16 protein-coding genes are annotated in these 15,479 nt (G+C 55.0%); 13 read left to right on the top strand and 3 right to left on the bottom strand.

The annotated features are described in order from the left end of the window. Positions 1–100: 100 nt before the first annotated feature. The 4 genes from aqpZ to hcr all read left to right on the top strand — a co-directional run bounded on the left by aqpZ (position 101) and on the right by hcr (position 4,618). A complete protein-coding gene (gene aqpZ, locus KI228_RS08110) occupies positions 101–796 on the top strand; it encodes an aquaporin Z (protein WP_141227488.1) in 696 nt (231 codons plus the stop codon). Positions 797–942: 146 nt separating this feature from the next. Then, positions 943–1,842 carry a LysO family transporter gene (locus KI228_RS08105; protein WP_061070329.1) on the top strand — a complete coding sequence of 300 codons (900 nt, stop codon included), beginning with the start codon at positions 943–945 and terminating at the stop codon, positions 1,840–1,842. Positions 1,843–1,985: 143 nt separating this feature from the next. After that, a complete protein-coding gene (gene hcp / locus KI228_RS08100) occupies positions 1,986–3,638 on the top strand; it encodes a hydroxylamine reductase (RefSeq protein WP_044327097.1) in 1,653 nt (550 codons plus the stop codon). Positions 3,639–3,649: 11 nt separating this feature from the next. Then, positions 3,650–4,618 (top strand): NADH oxidoreductase, encoded by a 969-nt coding sequence (gene hcr / locus KI228_RS08095; RefSeq protein WP_044264207.1) that lies wholly within the window; start codon positions 3,650–3,652, stop codon positions 4,616–4,618. Between the two features lie 32 nt (positions 4,619–4,650). Here the strand turns inward: hcr and KI228_RS08090 are convergent, their stop codons facing one another. Then, positions 4,651–5,085: a DoxX family protein gene (locus KI228_RS08090; protein ID WP_061070330.1), complete on the bottom strand. Its 435-nt coding sequence runs from the start codon at positions 5,083–5,085 to the stop codon at positions 4,651–4,653. A 151-nt stretch (positions 5,086–5,236) separates the two neighbouring features. Between KI228_RS08090 and poxB the strand changes: the two genes are divergently transcribed. The 4 genes from poxB to KI228_RS08070 all read left to right on the top strand — a co-directional run bounded on the left by poxB (position 5,237) and on the right by KI228_RS08070 (position 10,548). After that, positions 5,237–6,955, top strand: coding sequence for a ubiquinone-dependent pyruvate dehydrogenase (gene poxB, locus KI228_RS08085; protein ID WP_044256366.1), 1,719 nt, complete (start codon positions 5,237–5,239; stop codon positions 6,953–6,955). 38 nt (positions 6,956–6,993) lie between these two features. Beyond that, a complete protein-coding gene (gene ltaE, locus KI228_RS08080; protein WP_104010324.1) occupies positions 6,994–7,995 on the top strand; it encodes a low-specificity L-threonine aldolase in 1,002 nt (333 codons plus the stop codon). A gap of 10 nt (positions 7,996–8,005) precedes the next feature. Continuing rightward, positions 8,006–9,442, top strand: coding sequence for an SDR family oxidoreductase (locus KI228_RS08075; protein WP_044256370.1), 1,437 nt, complete (start codon positions 8,006–8,008; stop codon positions 9,440–9,442). 92 nt (positions 9,443–9,534) lie between these two features. Then, on the top strand, positions 9,535–10,548 hold the full coding sequence (locus KI228_RS08070; protein WP_061070331.1) for an NAD-dependent epimerase/dehydratase family protein: 1,014 nt from the start codon (positions 9,535–9,537) through the stop codon (positions 10,546–10,548). Here the strand turns inward: KI228_RS08070 and KI228_RS08065 are convergent. Beyond that, positions 10,545–11,375, bottom strand: a complete 831-nt coding sequence (locus KI228_RS08065) for an N-acetylmuramoyl-L-alanine amidase (RefSeq protein ID WP_044256372.1) — start codon at positions 11,373–11,375, stop codon at positions 10,545–10,547. The two genes, KI228_RS08070 and KI228_RS08065, sit on opposite strands and share 4 nt — an antisense overlap. Next, on the bottom strand, positions 11,372–11,695 hold the full coding sequence (locus KI228_RS08060) for a heavy metal-binding domain-containing protein (RefSeq protein WP_042320310.1): 324 nt from the start codon (positions 11,693–11,695) through the stop codon (positions 11,372–11,374). The genes KI228_RS08065 and KI228_RS08060 overlap by 4 nt, the downstream gene beginning before the upstream one ends. A gap of 128 nt (positions 11,696–11,823) precedes the next feature. Here KI228_RS08060 and KI228_RS08055 point away from each other — a divergent pair, with 128 nt between their 5' ends. The 5 genes from KI228_RS08055 (at position 11,824) to artM (ending at position 15,435) form a co-directional block, all read left to right on the top strand. Continuing rightward, complete coding sequence (locus KI228_RS08055; RefSeq protein ID WP_044264217.1) at positions 11,824–12,339, top strand: lipoprotein; 516 nt, start codon at positions 11,824–11,826, stop codon at positions 12,337–12,339. Positions 12,340–12,567: 228 nt separating this feature from the next. After that, a complete protein-coding gene (artP, locus tag KI228_RS08050; RefSeq protein ID WP_043001226.1) occupies positions 12,568–13,296 on the top strand; it encodes an arginine ABC transporter ATP-binding protein ArtP in 729 nt (242 codons plus the stop codon). A gap of 16 nt (positions 13,297–13,312) precedes the next feature. Further along, positions 13,313–14,044, top strand: a complete 732-nt coding sequence (artI, locus tag KI228_RS08045; protein WP_043001227.1) for an arginine ABC transporter substrate-binding protein ArtI — start codon at positions 13,313–13,315, stop codon at positions 14,042–14,044. A 6-nt stretch (positions 14,045–14,050) separates the two neighbouring features. After that, on the top strand, positions 14,051–14,767 hold the full coding sequence (gene artQ, locus KI228_RS08040) for an arginine ABC transporter permease ArtQ (protein WP_043001228.1): 717 nt from the start codon (positions 14,051–14,053) through the stop codon (positions 14,765–14,767). Further along, complete coding sequence (gene artM / locus KI228_RS08035; RefSeq protein ID WP_042320323.1) at positions 14,767–15,435, top strand: arginine ABC transporter permease ArtM; 669 nt, start codon at positions 14,767–14,769, stop codon at positions 15,433–15,435. The genes artQ and artM overlap by 1 nt, the downstream gene beginning before the upstream one ends. Positions 15,436–15,479 lie beyond the last annotated feature (44 nt).

Below are 15,479 nucleotides of genomic sequence, written 5' to 3'. Positions count from 1 at the left end.
GTTTTTAAAATAGCGAGCTATTTATTTGTCGTCATTCAGGCAGACAATAAATATTGATTGCCACTATTTTTTTGTGGTTATTTTTTACATTGAGGTGGATATGTTGAGAAAATTAGCAGCCGAATGTTTTGGTACATTTTGGCTTGTTTTTGGTGGCTGCGGCAGCGCCGTTCTGGCAGCAGCGTTTCCGGAATTAGGTATTGGTTTTGCGGGTGTTGCCCTGGCCTTCGGCCTGACCGTATTAACCATGGCCTTTGCTGTTGGCCATATTTCCGGCGGGCATTTTAATCCGGCGGTGACATTAGGCTTATGGGCTGGCGGCCGTTTCCCGGCAAAAGAGGTTATTGGCTACATTATTGCCCAGGTAGTCGGCGGTATTATTGCAGCGGCAGTCCTGTATTTAATTGCCAGCGGTAAAGCTGGTTTTGATGCAACCGCCAGCGGTTTCGCCTCCAACGGTTATGGCGAGCACTCTTCGGGTGGCTACTCCATGCTGTCCGCGATTATTATCGAAATCGTGCTGACTGCCGGCTTCTTGCTGGTGATTCACGGCGCAACGGACAAACATGCACCGGCAGGTTTTGCGCCGATCGCTATCGGTCTGGCATTAACCCTTATCCACTTGATCAGCATTCCGGTGACCAATACGTCTGTGAACCCGGCGCGGAGTACCGCGGTCGCTATCTTCCAGGGCGGTTGGGCGTTAGAACAACTGTGGTTATTCTGGGTGATGCCAATTATTGGCGGGATTCTCGGCGGTCTTATTTACCGTACGCTGCTCGAAAAACGCGATTAATGTCAGAACACCCGACGGCGCATACCCGTCGGGTCAAACGCGCTTCAGCCGGACCTTGTCCGGCTTTTATTTTGCATCTTTACTGAACCCGCGTAATTGGGTAGTGTCATGGCGCTGTCTCGCTAATTCAAAGGACCCGGCTGTTCATGTTTTCAGGACTTCTCATCATTCTGCTTCCGCTGATAGCAGGTTATCTCATTCCGCTTCGGCACTCCGCGGCATTAAAACTGATCAATCGACTATTGAGCTGGATGGTTTATCTGATTCTCTTTTTTATGGGGATCAGCCTGGCCTTTCTGGATAATCTGGCGAGCAATTTGCTGGCGATATTTCACTATTCCGCCGTTAGCATTACCGTTATTTTGCTGTGCAATATTGCCGCATTACTGTGGCTGGAACGCGCATTACCCTGGCGACATCATCATCAACAAGAGAAACTGCCCTCCCGTATCGCGATGGCGCTTGAGTCGCTGAAACTGTGCGGCGTGGTGGTGGTTGGCTTTTTGCTGGGATTGAGCGCGCTGCCCATTTTGCAACACGCCACAGAAGCAAGCGAATATACGCTGATCCTGCTGCTGTTGTTGGTCGGCATCCAGTTACGCAATAGCGGGATGACGTTAAAGCAGATTGTCCTGAACCGGCGAGGCATGATTGTGGCGGTCGTGGTCGTCGCCAGTTCCATGATTGGCGGCCTGATTAACGCGTTGATTCTCGGTCTGCCAGTGAAAACCGCGCTGGCGATGGCGTCGGGTTTTGGCTGGTACTCCCTTTCTGGTATTTTGCTGACCGAATCCTACGGTCCGGTGATCGGCAGCGCCGCGTTCTTTAACGATCTGGCGCGCGAACTGCTCGCGATTATGCTGATCCCGGGTCTGGTACGCCGCAGCCGTTCTACTGCACTGGGACTGTGTGGTGCCACGTCAATGGACTTTACCCTGCCGGTTTTACAGCGTACCGGTGGGCTGGAGATGGTTCCAGCGGCGATTGTTCACGGCTTTGTCCTCAGTTTGCTGGTGCCCATTTTGATGGCTTTTTTCTCCGCTTAACGCCCTCTTTGGCGGTAGGCCACTGCCGCCAAAATTGCGCTAAATCAATCTCCCTGTAAGTTGTATCAGAAATCCCTTTTATCCCTCTGCGTACAGGCATAATCTTAAACATGTATATCAAATATAACTTTAAAGGTGTGACCATGTTTTGTGTGCAATGTGAACAAACCATCCGTACTCCGGCAGGAAACGGCTGCTCTTACGCGCAGGGTATGTGCGGTAAAACGGCTGAAACCTCTGATCTGCAGGATCTGCTGATCGCCTCCCTACAAGGTCTGTCTGCATGGGCGACTAAAGCTCGTGAATATGGCATCATTAATCATGACGTTGATAACTTTGCCCCGCGTGCTTTCTTCTCCACGCTGACCAACGTTAACTTCGATTCTCCACGTATCGTTGGCTATGCACGCGACGCTATCGCGATGCGTGAAGCGCTAAAAACCCAATGCCTGAGCGTTGACGCCAATGCGCACTGCGATAACCCAATGGCTGACCTGCAACTGGTTAGCGACGATCTGGGCGACCTGCAGCGTCAGGCCGCCGAATTTACCCCGAACAAAGACAAAGCCGCGATTGGCGAGAACATTCTCGGCCTGCGTCTGTTGTGCCTGTACGGTCTGAAAGGGGCGGCGGCCTATATGGAGCACGCGCACGTTCTCGGGAAGTACGACAACGATATCTACGCGCAGTACCATAAAATCATGGCGTGGCTGGGCACCTGGCCTTCCGATATGAACGCTCTGCTGGAGTGCTCAATGGAAATCGGCCAGATGAACTTCAAAGTGATGAGCATTCTGGATGCCGGTGAAACCACTAAATACGGCCACCCGACGCCGACCCAGGTTAACGTGAAAGCGACCGAAGGGAAGTGCATCCTGATCTCAGGTCATGACCTGAAAGATCTGTATAACCTGCTGGAACAAACCGAAGGTACGGGCGTTAACGTCTACACCCACGGTGAAATGCTGCCCGCGCACGGTTATCCGGAACTGCGTAAATTCAAACATCTGATTGGTAACTACGGTAGCGGCTGGCAGAACCAGCAGGTCGAATTCGCCCGCTTCCCTGGCCCTATCGTGATGACCTCTAACTGCATCATCGACCCGACCGTTGGCAGTTACGACGATCGTATCTGGACTCGCAGCATCGTCGGTTGGCCGGGTGTGAGCCACCTGGAAGGCGATGACTTCGGTCCGGTTATCGCGCAGGCCCAGCAAATGGCAGGCTTCCCGTACAGCGAAATTCCACACCTGATCACCGTCGGTTTCGGTCGTCAGACCCTGCTGGGCGCGGCGGACACCCTGATCGATCTGGTGAGCCGTGAAAAACTGCGTCACATCTTCCTGGTTGGCGGCTGTGACGGCGCGCGCGGCGAACGTAACTACTTCACTGATTTCGCCACCAGCGTACCGGATGATTGCCTGATCCTGACCCTGGCCTGCGGTAAATATCGCTTCAACAAGCTGGAGTTCGGCGATATCGAAGGCCTGCCGCGTCTGGTTGATGCCGGTCAGTGTAACGATGCGTACTCCGCTATCATTCTGGCAGTGACGCTGGCAGAGAAACTGGGCTGTGGCGTAAACGACCTGCCGCTGTCGCTGGTACTCTCCTGGTTTGAACAGAAAGCGATTGTCATTCTGCTGACCCTGCTGTCTCTCGGTGTGAAAAACATCGTTACTGGCCCGACGGCGCCTGGTTTCTTCACGCCGGATCTGCTGGCGGTACTCAACGAGAAATTTGGTCTACGTTCCGTGACCACCGTTGAAGAAGACATGAAGCAGTTGCTGAGCGCGTAAGGAGTAAAAAAATGACAATGCCAACTCATCAGTGCCCATGGCGGATGCAGGTTCATCACATCCATCAGGAAACGCCGGATGTATGGACAATTTCGTTGCTGTGCCACGACTATTATCCGTATCGCGCCGGGCAGTATGCACTGATCAGCGTGCGTAATTCGGCGGAAACGCTGCGCGCTTACACGCTCTCTTCAACGCCGGGCGTCAGCGAGTACATTACGCTGACCGTTCGCCGGATTGACGACGGTGCGGGCTCACAGTGGTTAACCCGCGACGTGAAGCGCGGCGACTACCTCTGGCTGTCCGATGCAATGGGCGATTTCATCTGCGAAGACAAAGCCGATGATAAGTTCCTGATGCTGGCAGCCGGTTGTGGCGTCACGCCGATCATGTCGATGCGCCGCTGGTTGGCGAAGTACCGTCCGCATGCTGACGTACAGGTGATCTTCAACGTGCGCTCGCCGCAGGATGTCATTTTTGCCGAAGAATGGCGTCAGTATCCGGTCACGCTGGTGGCGGAAAACAACGCCACGGCCGGTTTTGTCGCCGGTCGCCTGACCACTGCGCTGTTGCAACAGGTACCGGATCTGGCCTCCCGCACGGTGATGACCTGTGGCCCGGCGCCGTATATGGATCTGGTCGAGCGGGAAGTGAAAGCGCTGGGTGTCACGCGCTTCTTTAAAGAACAGTTCTTCACCCCGGTAGCGGAAGCGGTAACCAGCGGTCTGAAATTCACTAAGCTGCAGCCAGCGAAAGAATTTTACGCGCCGGTCGGTACGACGCTGCTGGATGCGCTGGAAAGCAACAAGGTGCCCGTCACCGTTGCCTGCCGCGCGGGCGTCTGCGGGTGCTGTAAAACCAAAGTGGTTTCCGGCGACTATACGGTCAGCAGCACCATGACGCTAACCGATGCTGAAATCGCCGAAGGCTACGTACTGGCCTGCTCCTGTCACCCGCAGGGCGACTTAGTGCTCGCCTGAGTCAACAAAGCCCGGTTCGTCCGGGCTTTTTTTTACCGCCAGGCTGAATTACCCGCAACCGAAAACCGTCCCGCACCGAGAAACGCCACCACCAGTGCGCCGATAAAGAAATAGATCAGACTTTCAATTGCCCAGGCGCCAGTTTTATCCAGCGCCCAGGTTTCATTCATCCCGACCATCAGCCACGCCACAATCATGGTGAATGCCAGCACCAGCGCCGCAGGACGCGTCAGGATCCCGAGAATAATCAGACAAGGCGCAATCACTTCCCCCACCAGTACGCCGTACGCAATAAAGCCCGGTAACCCTTTGGCAATCAGCATTCCGCTAATGCCATCAATCCCGGCAAACAGCTTATGCAGCCCGTGAAACAGCATCAATCCCCCAACCGCCAGGCGTAATAAAAACTTGCCAAAATCCTCGTGCGTCAGCATCCGATTCACTGCATTTAACAATGTGATAAGCATCTGAATTTACCCCTGGTTCACTCTGATTTTTTCACGCTACGCGTTATCCCCCCTGAAAGGAAGCCGCTGAAAATAAGGGGGTGCCACGCAGCGTAATCACTATCTTCATCTAAACTTGTAACCGGTATCACAATTAAGGAGATGGAAAACCATGAAACAAACGGTTGCCGCTTTTATTGCTAAAACACTGGAACAGGCAGGTGTGAAACGTATCTGGGGCGTGACGGGCGATTCGCTGAACGGCCTGAGCGACAGCCTCAATCGCATGGGAACGATTGAGTGGATGTCGACCCGTCATGAAGAAGTTGCCGCGTTTGCGGCGGGTGCGGAGGCGCAACTGACCGGTGAACTGGCGGTTTGCGCAGGGTCTTGTGGACCCGGTAACCTGCATCTGATCAACGGTCTGTTTGATTGTCATCGTAACCACGTCCCGGTGCTGGCCATCGCCGCCCACATTCCGTCCAGCGAAATTGGCAGCGGCTATTTCCAGGAGACGCACCCACAAGAACTGTTCCGCGAATGTAGCCACTATTGCGAGCTTGTTTCCAGCCCGGAACAGATCCCCCAGGTCCTGGCGATTGCCATGCGCAAAGCGGTGCTCAATCGCGGCGTCTCGGTGGTGGTATTACCAGGCGATGTGGCATTAAAACCGGCGCCAGAAAGCGCCAGCAGCCACTGGTATCACGCGCCCTTACCGATCGTCACGCCCGCAGAAGAAGAGTTAAGAAAGCTGGCCCAACTGTTACGCTACTCCAGCAACATCGCCCTGATGTGCGGCAGCGGCTGCGCGGGTGCGCATAAAGAACTGGTCGAGTTTGCCGCCAAAATTAAGGCACCTATCGTTCACGCCCTGCGCGGTAAAGAACATGTCGAATACGACAACCCATATGATGTGGGGATGACCGGATTGATCGGCTTCTCATCCGGCTTCCATACCATGATGAATGCCGATACGCTGGTGCTACTCGGTACGCAGTTCCCTTACCGCGCGTTCTACCCAACTGACGCCAAAATTATTCAGATTGATATCAATCCCGCCAGTATCGGCGCGCACAGTAAGGTCGATATGGCGCTGGTAGGCGATATCAAAGCCACGCTGACGGCACTGCTGCCGCTGGTGGAAGAGAAAACCGAACGTAAATTCCTCGATAAGGCATTGAGCGATTATCGCGATGCGCGTAAGGGCCTCGACGATCTTGCCAAACCCAGCGAAAAGGCAATTCACCCGCAGTACCTGGCGCAACAAATCAGCCATTTTGCCGCCGATGACGCCATCTTTACCTGCGACGTCGGTACGCCGACGGTGTGGGCCGCCCGCTACCTGAAAATGAACGGCAAGCGCCGTCTGTTGGGCTCGTTTAACCACGGTTCGATGGCTAACGCCATGCCGCAGGCGCTGGGCGCACAGGCCACCGCACCGGGACGTCAGGTCATTGCCATGTGCGGCGACGGCGGATTCAGTATGCTGATGGGGGATTTCCTGTCGGTGGTCCAGATGAAGCTCCCGGTCAAAATCGTGGTCTTTAACAACAGCGTGCTGGGCTTTGTGGCGATGGAGATGAAGGCCGGTGGTTATCTCACTGACGGTACGGAGTTGCACGACACTAATTTTGCGCGCATTGCCGAAGCGTGCGGCATCACCGGTATTCGGGTGGAAAAAGCCGCAGACGTTGATGAAGCACTACAGCGCGCCCTGTCAATCGACGGCCCGGTGCTGGTGGATGTAGTTGTTGCAAAAGAAGAACTGGCCATTCCGCCGCAGATCAAACTGGAGCAGGCCAAAGGCTTCAGCCTGTATATGCTGCGCGCCATCATCAGCGGTCGCGGCGATGAGGTGATCGAACTGGCAAAAACCAACTGGCTCAGGTAAAACAATGCACATCGCCTTTCAAACAATAGGGATGTGCAATGATTGATCTACGCAGTGATACCGTCACCCGTCCGAGTCGCGCCATGCTTGAAGAAATGATGGCCGCCCCGGTGGGGGACGACGTGTACGGGGATGACCCTACCGTTAACGCTCTCCAGCACTACGCCGCTGACCTTTCAGGTAAAGAAGCGGCGTTATTTTTACCCACCGGCACCCAGGCCAACCTCGTGGCGCTACTGAGCCACTGCGAGCGTGGCGAAGAGTATATCGCCGGTCAGGGGGCACATAACTATCTGTATGAAGCCGGCGGCGCGGCGGTGCTCGGCAGCATTCAGCCGCAGCCGATTGACGCTGCGCCAGACGGAACGTTACCGCTGGATAAAGTCGCCGCCAAAATAAAGGCAGATGACATCCACTTTGCCCGTACCCGCCTGTTAAGCCTCGAAAATACCCACAACGGCAAAGTCCTGCCACGAGAGTATCTGAAAGAGGCATGGGAATTTACCCGTGAGCGCGGTCTGGCGCTGCATGTCGATGGCGCACGTATTTTTAACGCTGTCGTGACGTACGGCTGTGAACTCAAAGAGGTCGTGCAGTATTGCGACTCCTTTACCATCTGCCTGTCCAAAGGGCTGGGGACGCCGGTCGGATCGCTACTGGTCGGCAGCCACGATTACATTAAGCGTGCGACCCGCTGGCGCAAAATGACCGGTGGCGGCATGCGTCAGGCCGGTATCCTGGCGGCAGCTGGACTGTATGCCCTGAAAAATAACGTTGCGCGCCTGCAGGACGATCACGACAACGCGGCCTGGCTTGCAGAGCAGCTACGGGAAGCCGGGGCGGACGTGATGCGTCACGACACCAATATGCTGTTTGTCCGCGTCGGTGAGGCCAACGCCGTAGCGCTGGGTGAGTACATGAAGGCACAGGGCGTGCTGATCAACGCGTCGCCGATTGCCCGTCTGGTGACCCATCTGGATGTTTCACGGGAACAGCTTGCTGATGTCGTCGCCCACTGGCGCGCGTTCCTGACTCGTTAAGGAGAGAGATGTGCCGCAACGCATAGTGGTTCTTGGCGCCAGTGGTTACATTGGTCAACATCTGGTGCAGGCGCTCAGCCAGCAAGGACATCAGGTACTGGCGGTGGCACGTCGCATTGAACGACTGGACAAACAGCAGTTGCCCAACGTCAGCTGTCATAAGGTCGATCTGAACTGGCCGACGCAGCTTGCGTCTCTGTTGACGAATGTTGATACCGTCTACTATCTGGTACACGGTATGGGAGAAGGCGGCGATTTCATTGCCCATGAGCGTCAGGTCGCGCTTAACGTGCGTGATGCTCTGCGTGAAACGCCGGTCGGGCAACTGATTTTTCTCAGTTCCTTGCAGGCACCGGAACACGAGCAGTCTGACCACCTGCGGGCGCGGCAGATCACCGCCGATACCCTGCGCGAGTCTGGCGTACCGGTAACGGAACTGCGCGCCGGGATCATCGTCGGAGCCGGTTCCGCCGCTTTTGAAGTGATGCGCGACATGGTCTACAACCTGCCGGTGCTGACCCCGCCGCGCTGGGTGCGCTCACGTACCACGCCCATCGCGCTGGAAAACCTGCTGCATTATCTGGTGGCCTTGCTGGATCACCCGTCCCGTGAGCATCGGATCTTTGAAGCCGCCGGGCCACAGGTGCTTAGCTATCAGCAGCAGTTCGAACATTTCATGACGGTGAGCGGCAAGCATCGCTGGCTTATCCCCATCCCCTTTCCCACCCGTTGGATTTCCGTCTGGTTCCTGAATGTCATCACCTCGGTGCCGCCTACCACCGCGAAAGCGTTGATACAGGGCCTCAGACACGATCTGCTGGCCGATGACAGCGAACTACGGGCGTTGATACCCCAAAAGCTTATCGCCTTTGACGATGCTGTACGCAGCACGCTGAAGGAAGAGGAGAAACTGGTGAACTCCAGCGACTGGGGTTACGACGCGCAGGCGTTTGCCCGCTGGCGACCGGAATACGGTTTTTTCGCCAAACAGGCCGGGTTTACCGTAAAGACATCCGCCAGTTTGCCGGCGTTGTGGCGGGTAGTGAACCGTCTTGGCGGCAAAGAGGGCTATTTCTTTGGCAATGGATTGTGGAAGATCCGGGCCGCGCTGGATCTGCTAGTCGGGCATCGGCTGGCAAAAGGTCGCCCTGAACACGAACTGCTTCAACCGGGCGATACTGTAGACAGTTGGAAAGTGATTATCGTCGAGCCAGAAAAACAGCTCACGCTGCTGTTTGGCATGAAAGCGCCAGGCCTGGGACGGCTGAGCTTTACCCTTGACGATAAGGGCGATCATCGCGAAATTGACGTGCGTGCCTGGTGGCATCCGCACGGTATGCCAGGGCTTTTCTACTGGCTGCTGATGATCCCGGCGCACCTGTTTATTTTCCGGGGGATGGCAAATAAAATTGCCAGACTTGCAGAACAAATCACAGATAAATCGTAAAAACTTACTGTATTGTTTCACGTTTCCCATTGCATACCGACGTAATTCACGGAAGAATGCGCACGACGTTTTATTAAACACAGTGGACTGATATGAAGGTACTGGTTACCGGCGCAACCAGCGGCTTAGGACGAAACGCGGTTGAGTTTTTGCGCAACAAAGGCATCAGCGTCAGAGCGACCGGTCGCAACGAAGCGATGGGTAAACTGCTCGAAAAAATGGGCGCGGAGTTTGTGCATGCGGATCTGACCGAGCTGGTCTCTTCGCAGGCGAAGGTTATGCTTGCGGGCATCGATACGCTGTGGCACTGCTCAAGTTTCACCTCACCCTGGGGAACTCAGGAAGCCTTTGATCTGGCAAACGTACGTGCGACCCGCCGTCTTGGCGAATGGGCCGTCGCATGGGGCGTGCGTAACTTTGTTCATATTTCCTCTCCATCGCTTTATTTCGATTATCACCATCATCGCGATATCAAAGAAGATTTTCACCCGCACCGCTTTGCCAACGAATTTGCCCGCAGCAAAGCCGCTGGCGAAGAGGTCATCAGCCTGCTGGCCCAGGCCAACCCGCAGACCCGGTTTACGGTGTTGCGCCCACAGAGCCTGTTTGGCCCACACGACAAAGTGTTTATTCCCCGTCTGGCGCACATGATGCACCACTACGGCAGCGTGCTGTTGCCGCACGGCGGCAGCGCGATGGTCGATATGACCTACTATGAGAACGCAATCCACGCGATGTGGCTGGCGAGTCAGGAACTGTGCGACAGCCTGCCGTCCGGTCGGGTGTACAACATCACCAACGGCGAACCCAGAACCCTGCGCAGTATCGTGCAAAAGCTGATTGATGAACTGAATATTCACTGCCGGATCCGTTCCGTGCCCTATCCGATGCTGGATATGATTGCCCGCAGCCTGGAGCACTTTGGCAATAAGTCTGCCAAAGAGCCGGCGTTAACCCACTACGGGGTGTCGAAGCTGAATTTCGATTTTACGCTGGATATCAGCCGTGCCGAAACGGAACTGGGGTATAAGCCGGTGGTGACGCTGGATGAAGGTATTGTGAAAACGGCCGCGTGGTTGCGCGACCACGGAAAACTGCATCGCTAACCTTGCCCATACTTTTCCAGTAACGCCTCAGCAATCGCCTGCGTTTCGGCATCGGCAACGCCGTTCCACAACGTCGGGCGGAAGTGCATCTGAAACGCCATCACAACGCGCTGCTGTTCACGCGCGGTCATTTCAGGCTTCACCTCATACCCATAACGCGACAACAGATCCAGCAGTGAGGCCATCTCAACGGGCGTATGCGGCGCCCGCCCAGCGAGGTAGAAATTTACCCGCTGCGCATCGGGCCAGGCGCCAATGCCTTGTGCTGCCAGCGCTCGCCAGGGAAACAGCGGACCGGGATCGTCTTTTCGCTGTGGGGCAATATCCGCATGCGCGACCACGTTCTGTGGCTTGATGTCGTAACGGGCGATAATGTCTTTTGCCAGCGGGATCAGCGCCTGAATCTGCGCAGGCTCAAACGGGGCAAAATATTTATCACCCGCCGATTTTTGCCAGCCGCGATTTTCCAGCTCAATGCCAATCGAGGTGTCGTTGATGCGCGTCGCGCCGCGCCAGAAACTGATACCGGCATGCCACGCCAGATCCTGTTCCGGCACCAGTTGCCAGATACGCGGTTTACCACGATGCAACGGCGGCACGGACGGGATCAGATAATGCGAACTGACGTTTTTATCCGTCAGCGTCGCCAGCGAGCTATCGAAGTCATCCGCGGTATAGTGGATCACCAACACTTTGATGCGCGGATATGCCGCCTGCGCCTGATGACGGGTATCAAGCTGATAACCGTCTTTATCAACGATCCCTTTTTCGCCCGCGCATCCCGTCAGCAGTAACGCAAAGGCCGCCAGCCATAACCCCTTTCTCATCGACGCGTTTTCACCGCCGTCCCGCTGACGCTGACCATCAGCATGCTGCTGTCTTTGCCGACCGTTTCATAATCGATATCAATGCCCACGACGGCGTCAGCGCCCAGCGCTTTCGCCTGCTCGCCCAGCTCTGCGAAAGCAATTTCACGCGCTTTGCGTAACTCTTTTTCGTAAGCGCCTGAACGACCGCCGACGATATCGCGGATACCGGCAAAAAAGTCCCGGAAAATATTCGCGCCCAGAATGGCTTCGCCTGTGACCACACCGCAGTATTCCACGATGCTTTGTCCTTCGAGCGTGGGGGTTGTCGAAAATTGCATGATGTCTCTCCTGGTTACATTCAGCACATTATCAGCGCCATACACTATCATTGAAAGGATATAATTGATTATCGTAGATGACTGTTATCTTAGAAGACTCATGGCAGAACGCTTATAAGGAAATCACTATGCGCTATTCGAAACTCTCCCTGCTCATCCCTTGCGCGCTGCTGCTCAGCGCCTGCACTACCGTCACGCCAGCCTATAAAGACAACGGGCCGCGTGCGGGGGCCTGTGTGGATGGCGGCCCGGACAGTGTGGCTCAACAATTCTATGACTATCGTATCCAGCACCGCAGTAATGATCTCACCGCCCTGCGCCCTTATCTGAGCGACAGCCTGGCGAAACTGCTGTCGGATGCCAGTCGTGACAGTGCGCATCGTCAATTGATGAGCAGCGATCCGTTCTCCAGCCGCGCCACGCCGCCGGACAGCGCCAGTGTTGCCAGCGCCTCGACCATTCCGAATAGTGATGCACGAAACATCCCGCTACGCGTTGCGCTGAAACAGGGCGATCAGAACTGGCAGGATGAAGTGCTGATGATCCGTGAAGGCCAGTGCTGGGCCATTGATGATGTTCGCTATCTCGGCGGCAGCGTGCATGCCCCGGCCGGTACGCTTCGTCAGTCGGTTGAAAACCGTTAATCTCTCCGCTTAAACGCGCTAAAAATTGTCCCCCCGTAAATTGTCCGGCATTCTGCATGGAATGCCGACAATTGTTCTTACCGACCTTCCCCCTCGCTATTTTGTGCTATGTTTAATGAGAAATGCGCGTTATATTTAACTTTTAAAGCATAAATATTGCATAACTATTCTGTCAAAGGTACTATCTGCGGCTTCAATAGCTATCAGACGGCCAGTATACGAGCATCAATGAGTATTCAATTAAACGGCATTAACTGCTTCTACGGCGCGCATCAGGCGCTGTTCGATATCACGCTGGATTGCCCGCAGGGTGAAACACTGGTGTTACTGGGCCCAAGCGGGGCCGGTAAAAGCTCACTGCTGCGGGTACTCAATCTGCTTGAGATGCCGCGTTCCGGTACGCTTAACATTGCGGGAAATCACTTCGATTTCCGCAAGACGCCGTCAGATAAAGCAATTCGCGAGCTGCGTCAGAACGTCGGAATGGTCTTTCAGCAATACAATCTGTGGCCGCACCTCACTGTGCAACAGAATCTGATTGAGGCACCCTGCCGCGTGCTGGGTCTGTCGAAAGATCAGGCACTGGCGCGCGCCGAAAAGCTGCTTGAACGCCTGCGCCTGAAACCTTATAGCGATCGCTATCCGCTGCATCTCTCCGGCGGACAACAGCAGCGTGTGGCCATTGCCCGCGCGTTGATGATGGAGCCGCAGGTGTTGCTGTTTGATGAACCCACCGCCGCGCTGGACCCGGAAATTACCGCGCAGATCGTCAGCATCATTCGTGAACTGGCGGAAACTAAAATTACACAAGTGATCGTGACGCACGAAGTGGAAGTGGCGCGTAAAACCGCCAGCCGCGTCGTGTATATGGAAAACGGTCATATCGTCGAGCAGGGTAATGCGAGTTGCTTTGCCGACCCGCAGACCGAAGCATTTAAAAACTATCTCTCTCACTAAGATTCGGGACAACACAATGAAAAAAGTTCTGATTGCCGCGCTTATCGCAGGCTTTAGCCTTTCCGCTACAGCAGCCCAGACCATTCGTTTTGCGACCGAAGCGTCCTATCCTCCGTTTGAATCCATGGACGCTAATAACAAGATTGTCGGCTTTGATGTCGATCTGGCCAATGCGCTGTGTAAAGAGATCGACGCGACCTGTACCTTTACCAACCAGGCATTTGACAGCCTGATCCCAAGCCTGAAATTCCGCCGTTTCGACGCGGTGATGGCCGGGATGGATATCACGCCCGAGCGTGAAAAACAGGTGCTGTTCACGACCCCTTACTATGACAACTCCGCGCTGTTCATTGGTCAGCAGGGTAAATTCACTGGCGTTGATCAGCTGAAAGGCAAGAAAGTGGGCGTGCAGAATGGCACCACTCACCAGAAATTCATCATGGATAAGCACCCGGAAATCACTACCGTTCCGTATGACAGCTACCAGAATGCGAAACTGGATCTGCAAAACGGCCGTATTGACAGTGTGTTCGGTGATACCGCGGTGGTCACAGAGTGGCTGAAAGACAATCCGAAGCTGGCGCCGGTTGGCGACAAAGTGACGGATAAAGATTACTTCGGCACCGGCCTCGGCATCGCCGTACGCCAGGGCAATGAGGAACTGCAGCAGAAATTCAACACTGCGCTGGAAAAAGTGAAGAAAGATGGGACTTACGAGACCATCTATAACAAATGGTTCCAGAAGTAAGCCTTGATGAACGAATTTTTCCCACTTGCAAGCGCCGCCGGGATGACCGTCGGCCTTGCCGTTTGTGCACTGATCCTCGGCCTGGCGCTGGCAATGCTTTTCGCCGTCTGGGAGTCAGTGAAATGGCGTCCTGTCGCGTGGACGGGTTCCGCGCTGGTCACCATTTTACGCGGCCTGCCGGAAATTCTGGTGGTGCTGTTTATCTATTTCGGCTCCTCTCAACTGCTGCTGATGCTCTCTGATGGCTTTACGATCAATCTGGGCGTCGTGCAGATTCCGGTACGAATGGAGATCGAAAACTTCGACGTCAGCCCCTTCCTGTGTGGGGTGATTGCCCTCTCTCTGCTCTACGCAGCCTATGCGTCTCAAACGTTGCGCGGCGCGCTAAAAGCGGTACCGCTGGGGCAGTGGGAATCCGGCCAGGCGTTGGGACTGTCGAAGACCGCCATTTTCTTCCGGCTGGTGATGCCGCAAATGTGGCGTCATGCGCTGCCGGGGCTGGGCAACCAGTGGCTGGTATTGCTGAAAGATACCGCGCTGGTGAGCCTCATCAGCGTCAACGACCTGATGCTGCAAACCAAGAGTATCGCCACGCGAACCCAGGAACCGTTTAACTGGTACATTATCGCTGCGGCGATCTACCTGGTGATTACGCTGGTGAGCCAGTACATTCTCAAACGCATTGACCTGCGCGCGACACGTTTTGAGCGGAGACCAGGCTGATGTTTGAGTATTTACCTGAACTGCTGAAAGGACTGCATACCAGCCTGACCCTGACGGTGGCATCCATTGTCGTTGCCCTGATTCTGGCGTTGATTTTCACGATTGTTCTGACGTTGAAAACGCCGGTGGTAGTCTGGCTGGTGCGTGGCTATATCACGCTGTTTACCGGTACGCCGCTGCTGGTTCAGATCTTCTTGATCTACTACGGACCGGGTCAGTTTCCGTCTCTGCAGGAGTATCCGGTTCTGTGGCATCTGCTGTCAGAGCCGTGGTTGTGCGCCTTGATTGCACTGTCGCTGAACAGCGCAGCTTATACCACTCAACTGTTCTACGGGGCGATTCGCGCGATTCCGGAAGGCCAGTGGCAGTCCTGCGGCGCGCTGGGGATGAGCAAGAAAGACACGCTGGCAATCCTGTTGCCGTATGCCTTTAAACGCGCCCTCTCCTCGTATTCCAACGAAGTGGTGCTGGTGTTCAAAAGTACCTCTCTGGCATATACCATCACGCTGATGGAAGTGATGGGTTATGGTCAGCTGCTGTACGGTCGCACCTATGATGTGATGGTGTTCGGCGCAGCGGGAGTTATCTACCTGATCGTCAACGGCCTGTTGACGTTAATGATGCGTCTGATCGAGCGCAAAGCGCTGGCATTCGAACGTCGAAACTAAGCACTTTATTGCATAAATCACAACCAACAAGACGGACAAGTTTA

Origin of the sequence: Citrobacter amalonaticus, assembly GCF_018323885.1 — a bacterium.
Taxonomy (GTDB): domain Bacteria; phylum Pseudomonadota; class Gammaproteobacteria; order Enterobacterales; family Enterobacteriaceae; genus Citrobacter_A; species Citrobacter_A amalonaticus.
The sequence above is the reverse complement of the archived record's forward strand: the minus strand, read 5'-3'. Positions and strand labels throughout refer to the sequence as shown.

What these genes read in the sequence shown, in the direction of transcription:
- aqpZ (WP_141227488.1), top strand. Translation starts at nt 101, where the DNA reads ATGTTGAGAAAATTAGCAGCCGAATGTTTTGGTACATTTTGGCTTGTT.
- KI228_RS08105 (WP_061070329.1), top strand. Translation starts at nt 943, where the DNA reads ATGTTTTCAGGACTTCTCATCATTCTGCTTCCGCTGATAGCAGGTTAT.
- hcp (WP_044327097.1), top strand. Translation starts at nt 1,986, where the DNA reads ATGTTTTGTGTGCAATGTGAACAAACCATCCGTACTCCGGCAGGAAAC.
- hcr (WP_044264207.1), top strand. Translation starts at nt 3,650, where the DNA reads ATGACAATGCCAACTCATCAGTGCCCATGGCGGATGCAGGTTCATCAC.
- KI228_RS08090 (WP_061070330.1), bottom strand. Translation starts at nt 5,085, where the DNA reads ATGCTTATCACATTGTTAAATGCAGTGAATCGGATGCTGACGCACGAG.
- poxB (WP_044256366.1), top strand. Translation starts at nt 5,237, where the DNA reads ATGAAACAAACGGTTGCCGCTTTTATTGCTAAAACACTGGAACAGGCA.
- ltaE (WP_104010324.1), top strand. Translation starts at nt 6,994, where the DNA reads ATGATTGATCTACGCAGTGATACCGTCACCCGTCCGAGTCGCGCCATG.
- KI228_RS08070 (WP_061070331.1), top strand. Translation starts at nt 9,535, where the DNA reads ATGAAGGTACTGGTTACCGGCGCAACCAGCGGCTTAGGACGAAACGCG.
- KI228_RS08065 (WP_044256372.1), bottom strand. Translation starts at nt 11,375, where the DNA reads ATGAGAAAGGGGTTATGGCTGGCGGCCTTTGCGTTACTGCTGACGGGA.
- KI228_RS08060 (WP_042320310.1), bottom strand. Translation starts at nt 11,695, where the DNA reads ATGCAATTTTCGACAACCCCCACGCTCGAAGGACAAAGCATCGTGGAA.
- KI228_RS08055 (WP_044264217.1), top strand. Translation starts at nt 11,824, where the DNA reads ATGCGCTATTCGAAACTCTCCCTGCTCATCCCTTGCGCGCTGCTGCTC.
- artP (WP_043001226.1), top strand. Translation starts at nt 12,568, where the DNA reads ATGAGTATTCAATTAAACGGCATTAACTGCTTCTACGGCGCGCATCAG.
- artI (WP_043001227.1), top strand. Translation starts at nt 13,313, where the DNA reads ATGAAAAAAGTTCTGATTGCCGCGCTTATCGCAGGCTTTAGCCTTTCC.
- artQ (WP_043001228.1), top strand. Translation starts at nt 14,051, where the DNA reads ATGAACGAATTTTTCCCACTTGCAAGCGCCGCCGGGATGACCGTCGGC.
- artM (WP_042320323.1), top strand. Translation starts at nt 14,767, where the DNA reads ATGTTTGAGTATTTACCTGAACTGCTGAAAGGACTGCATACCAGCCTG.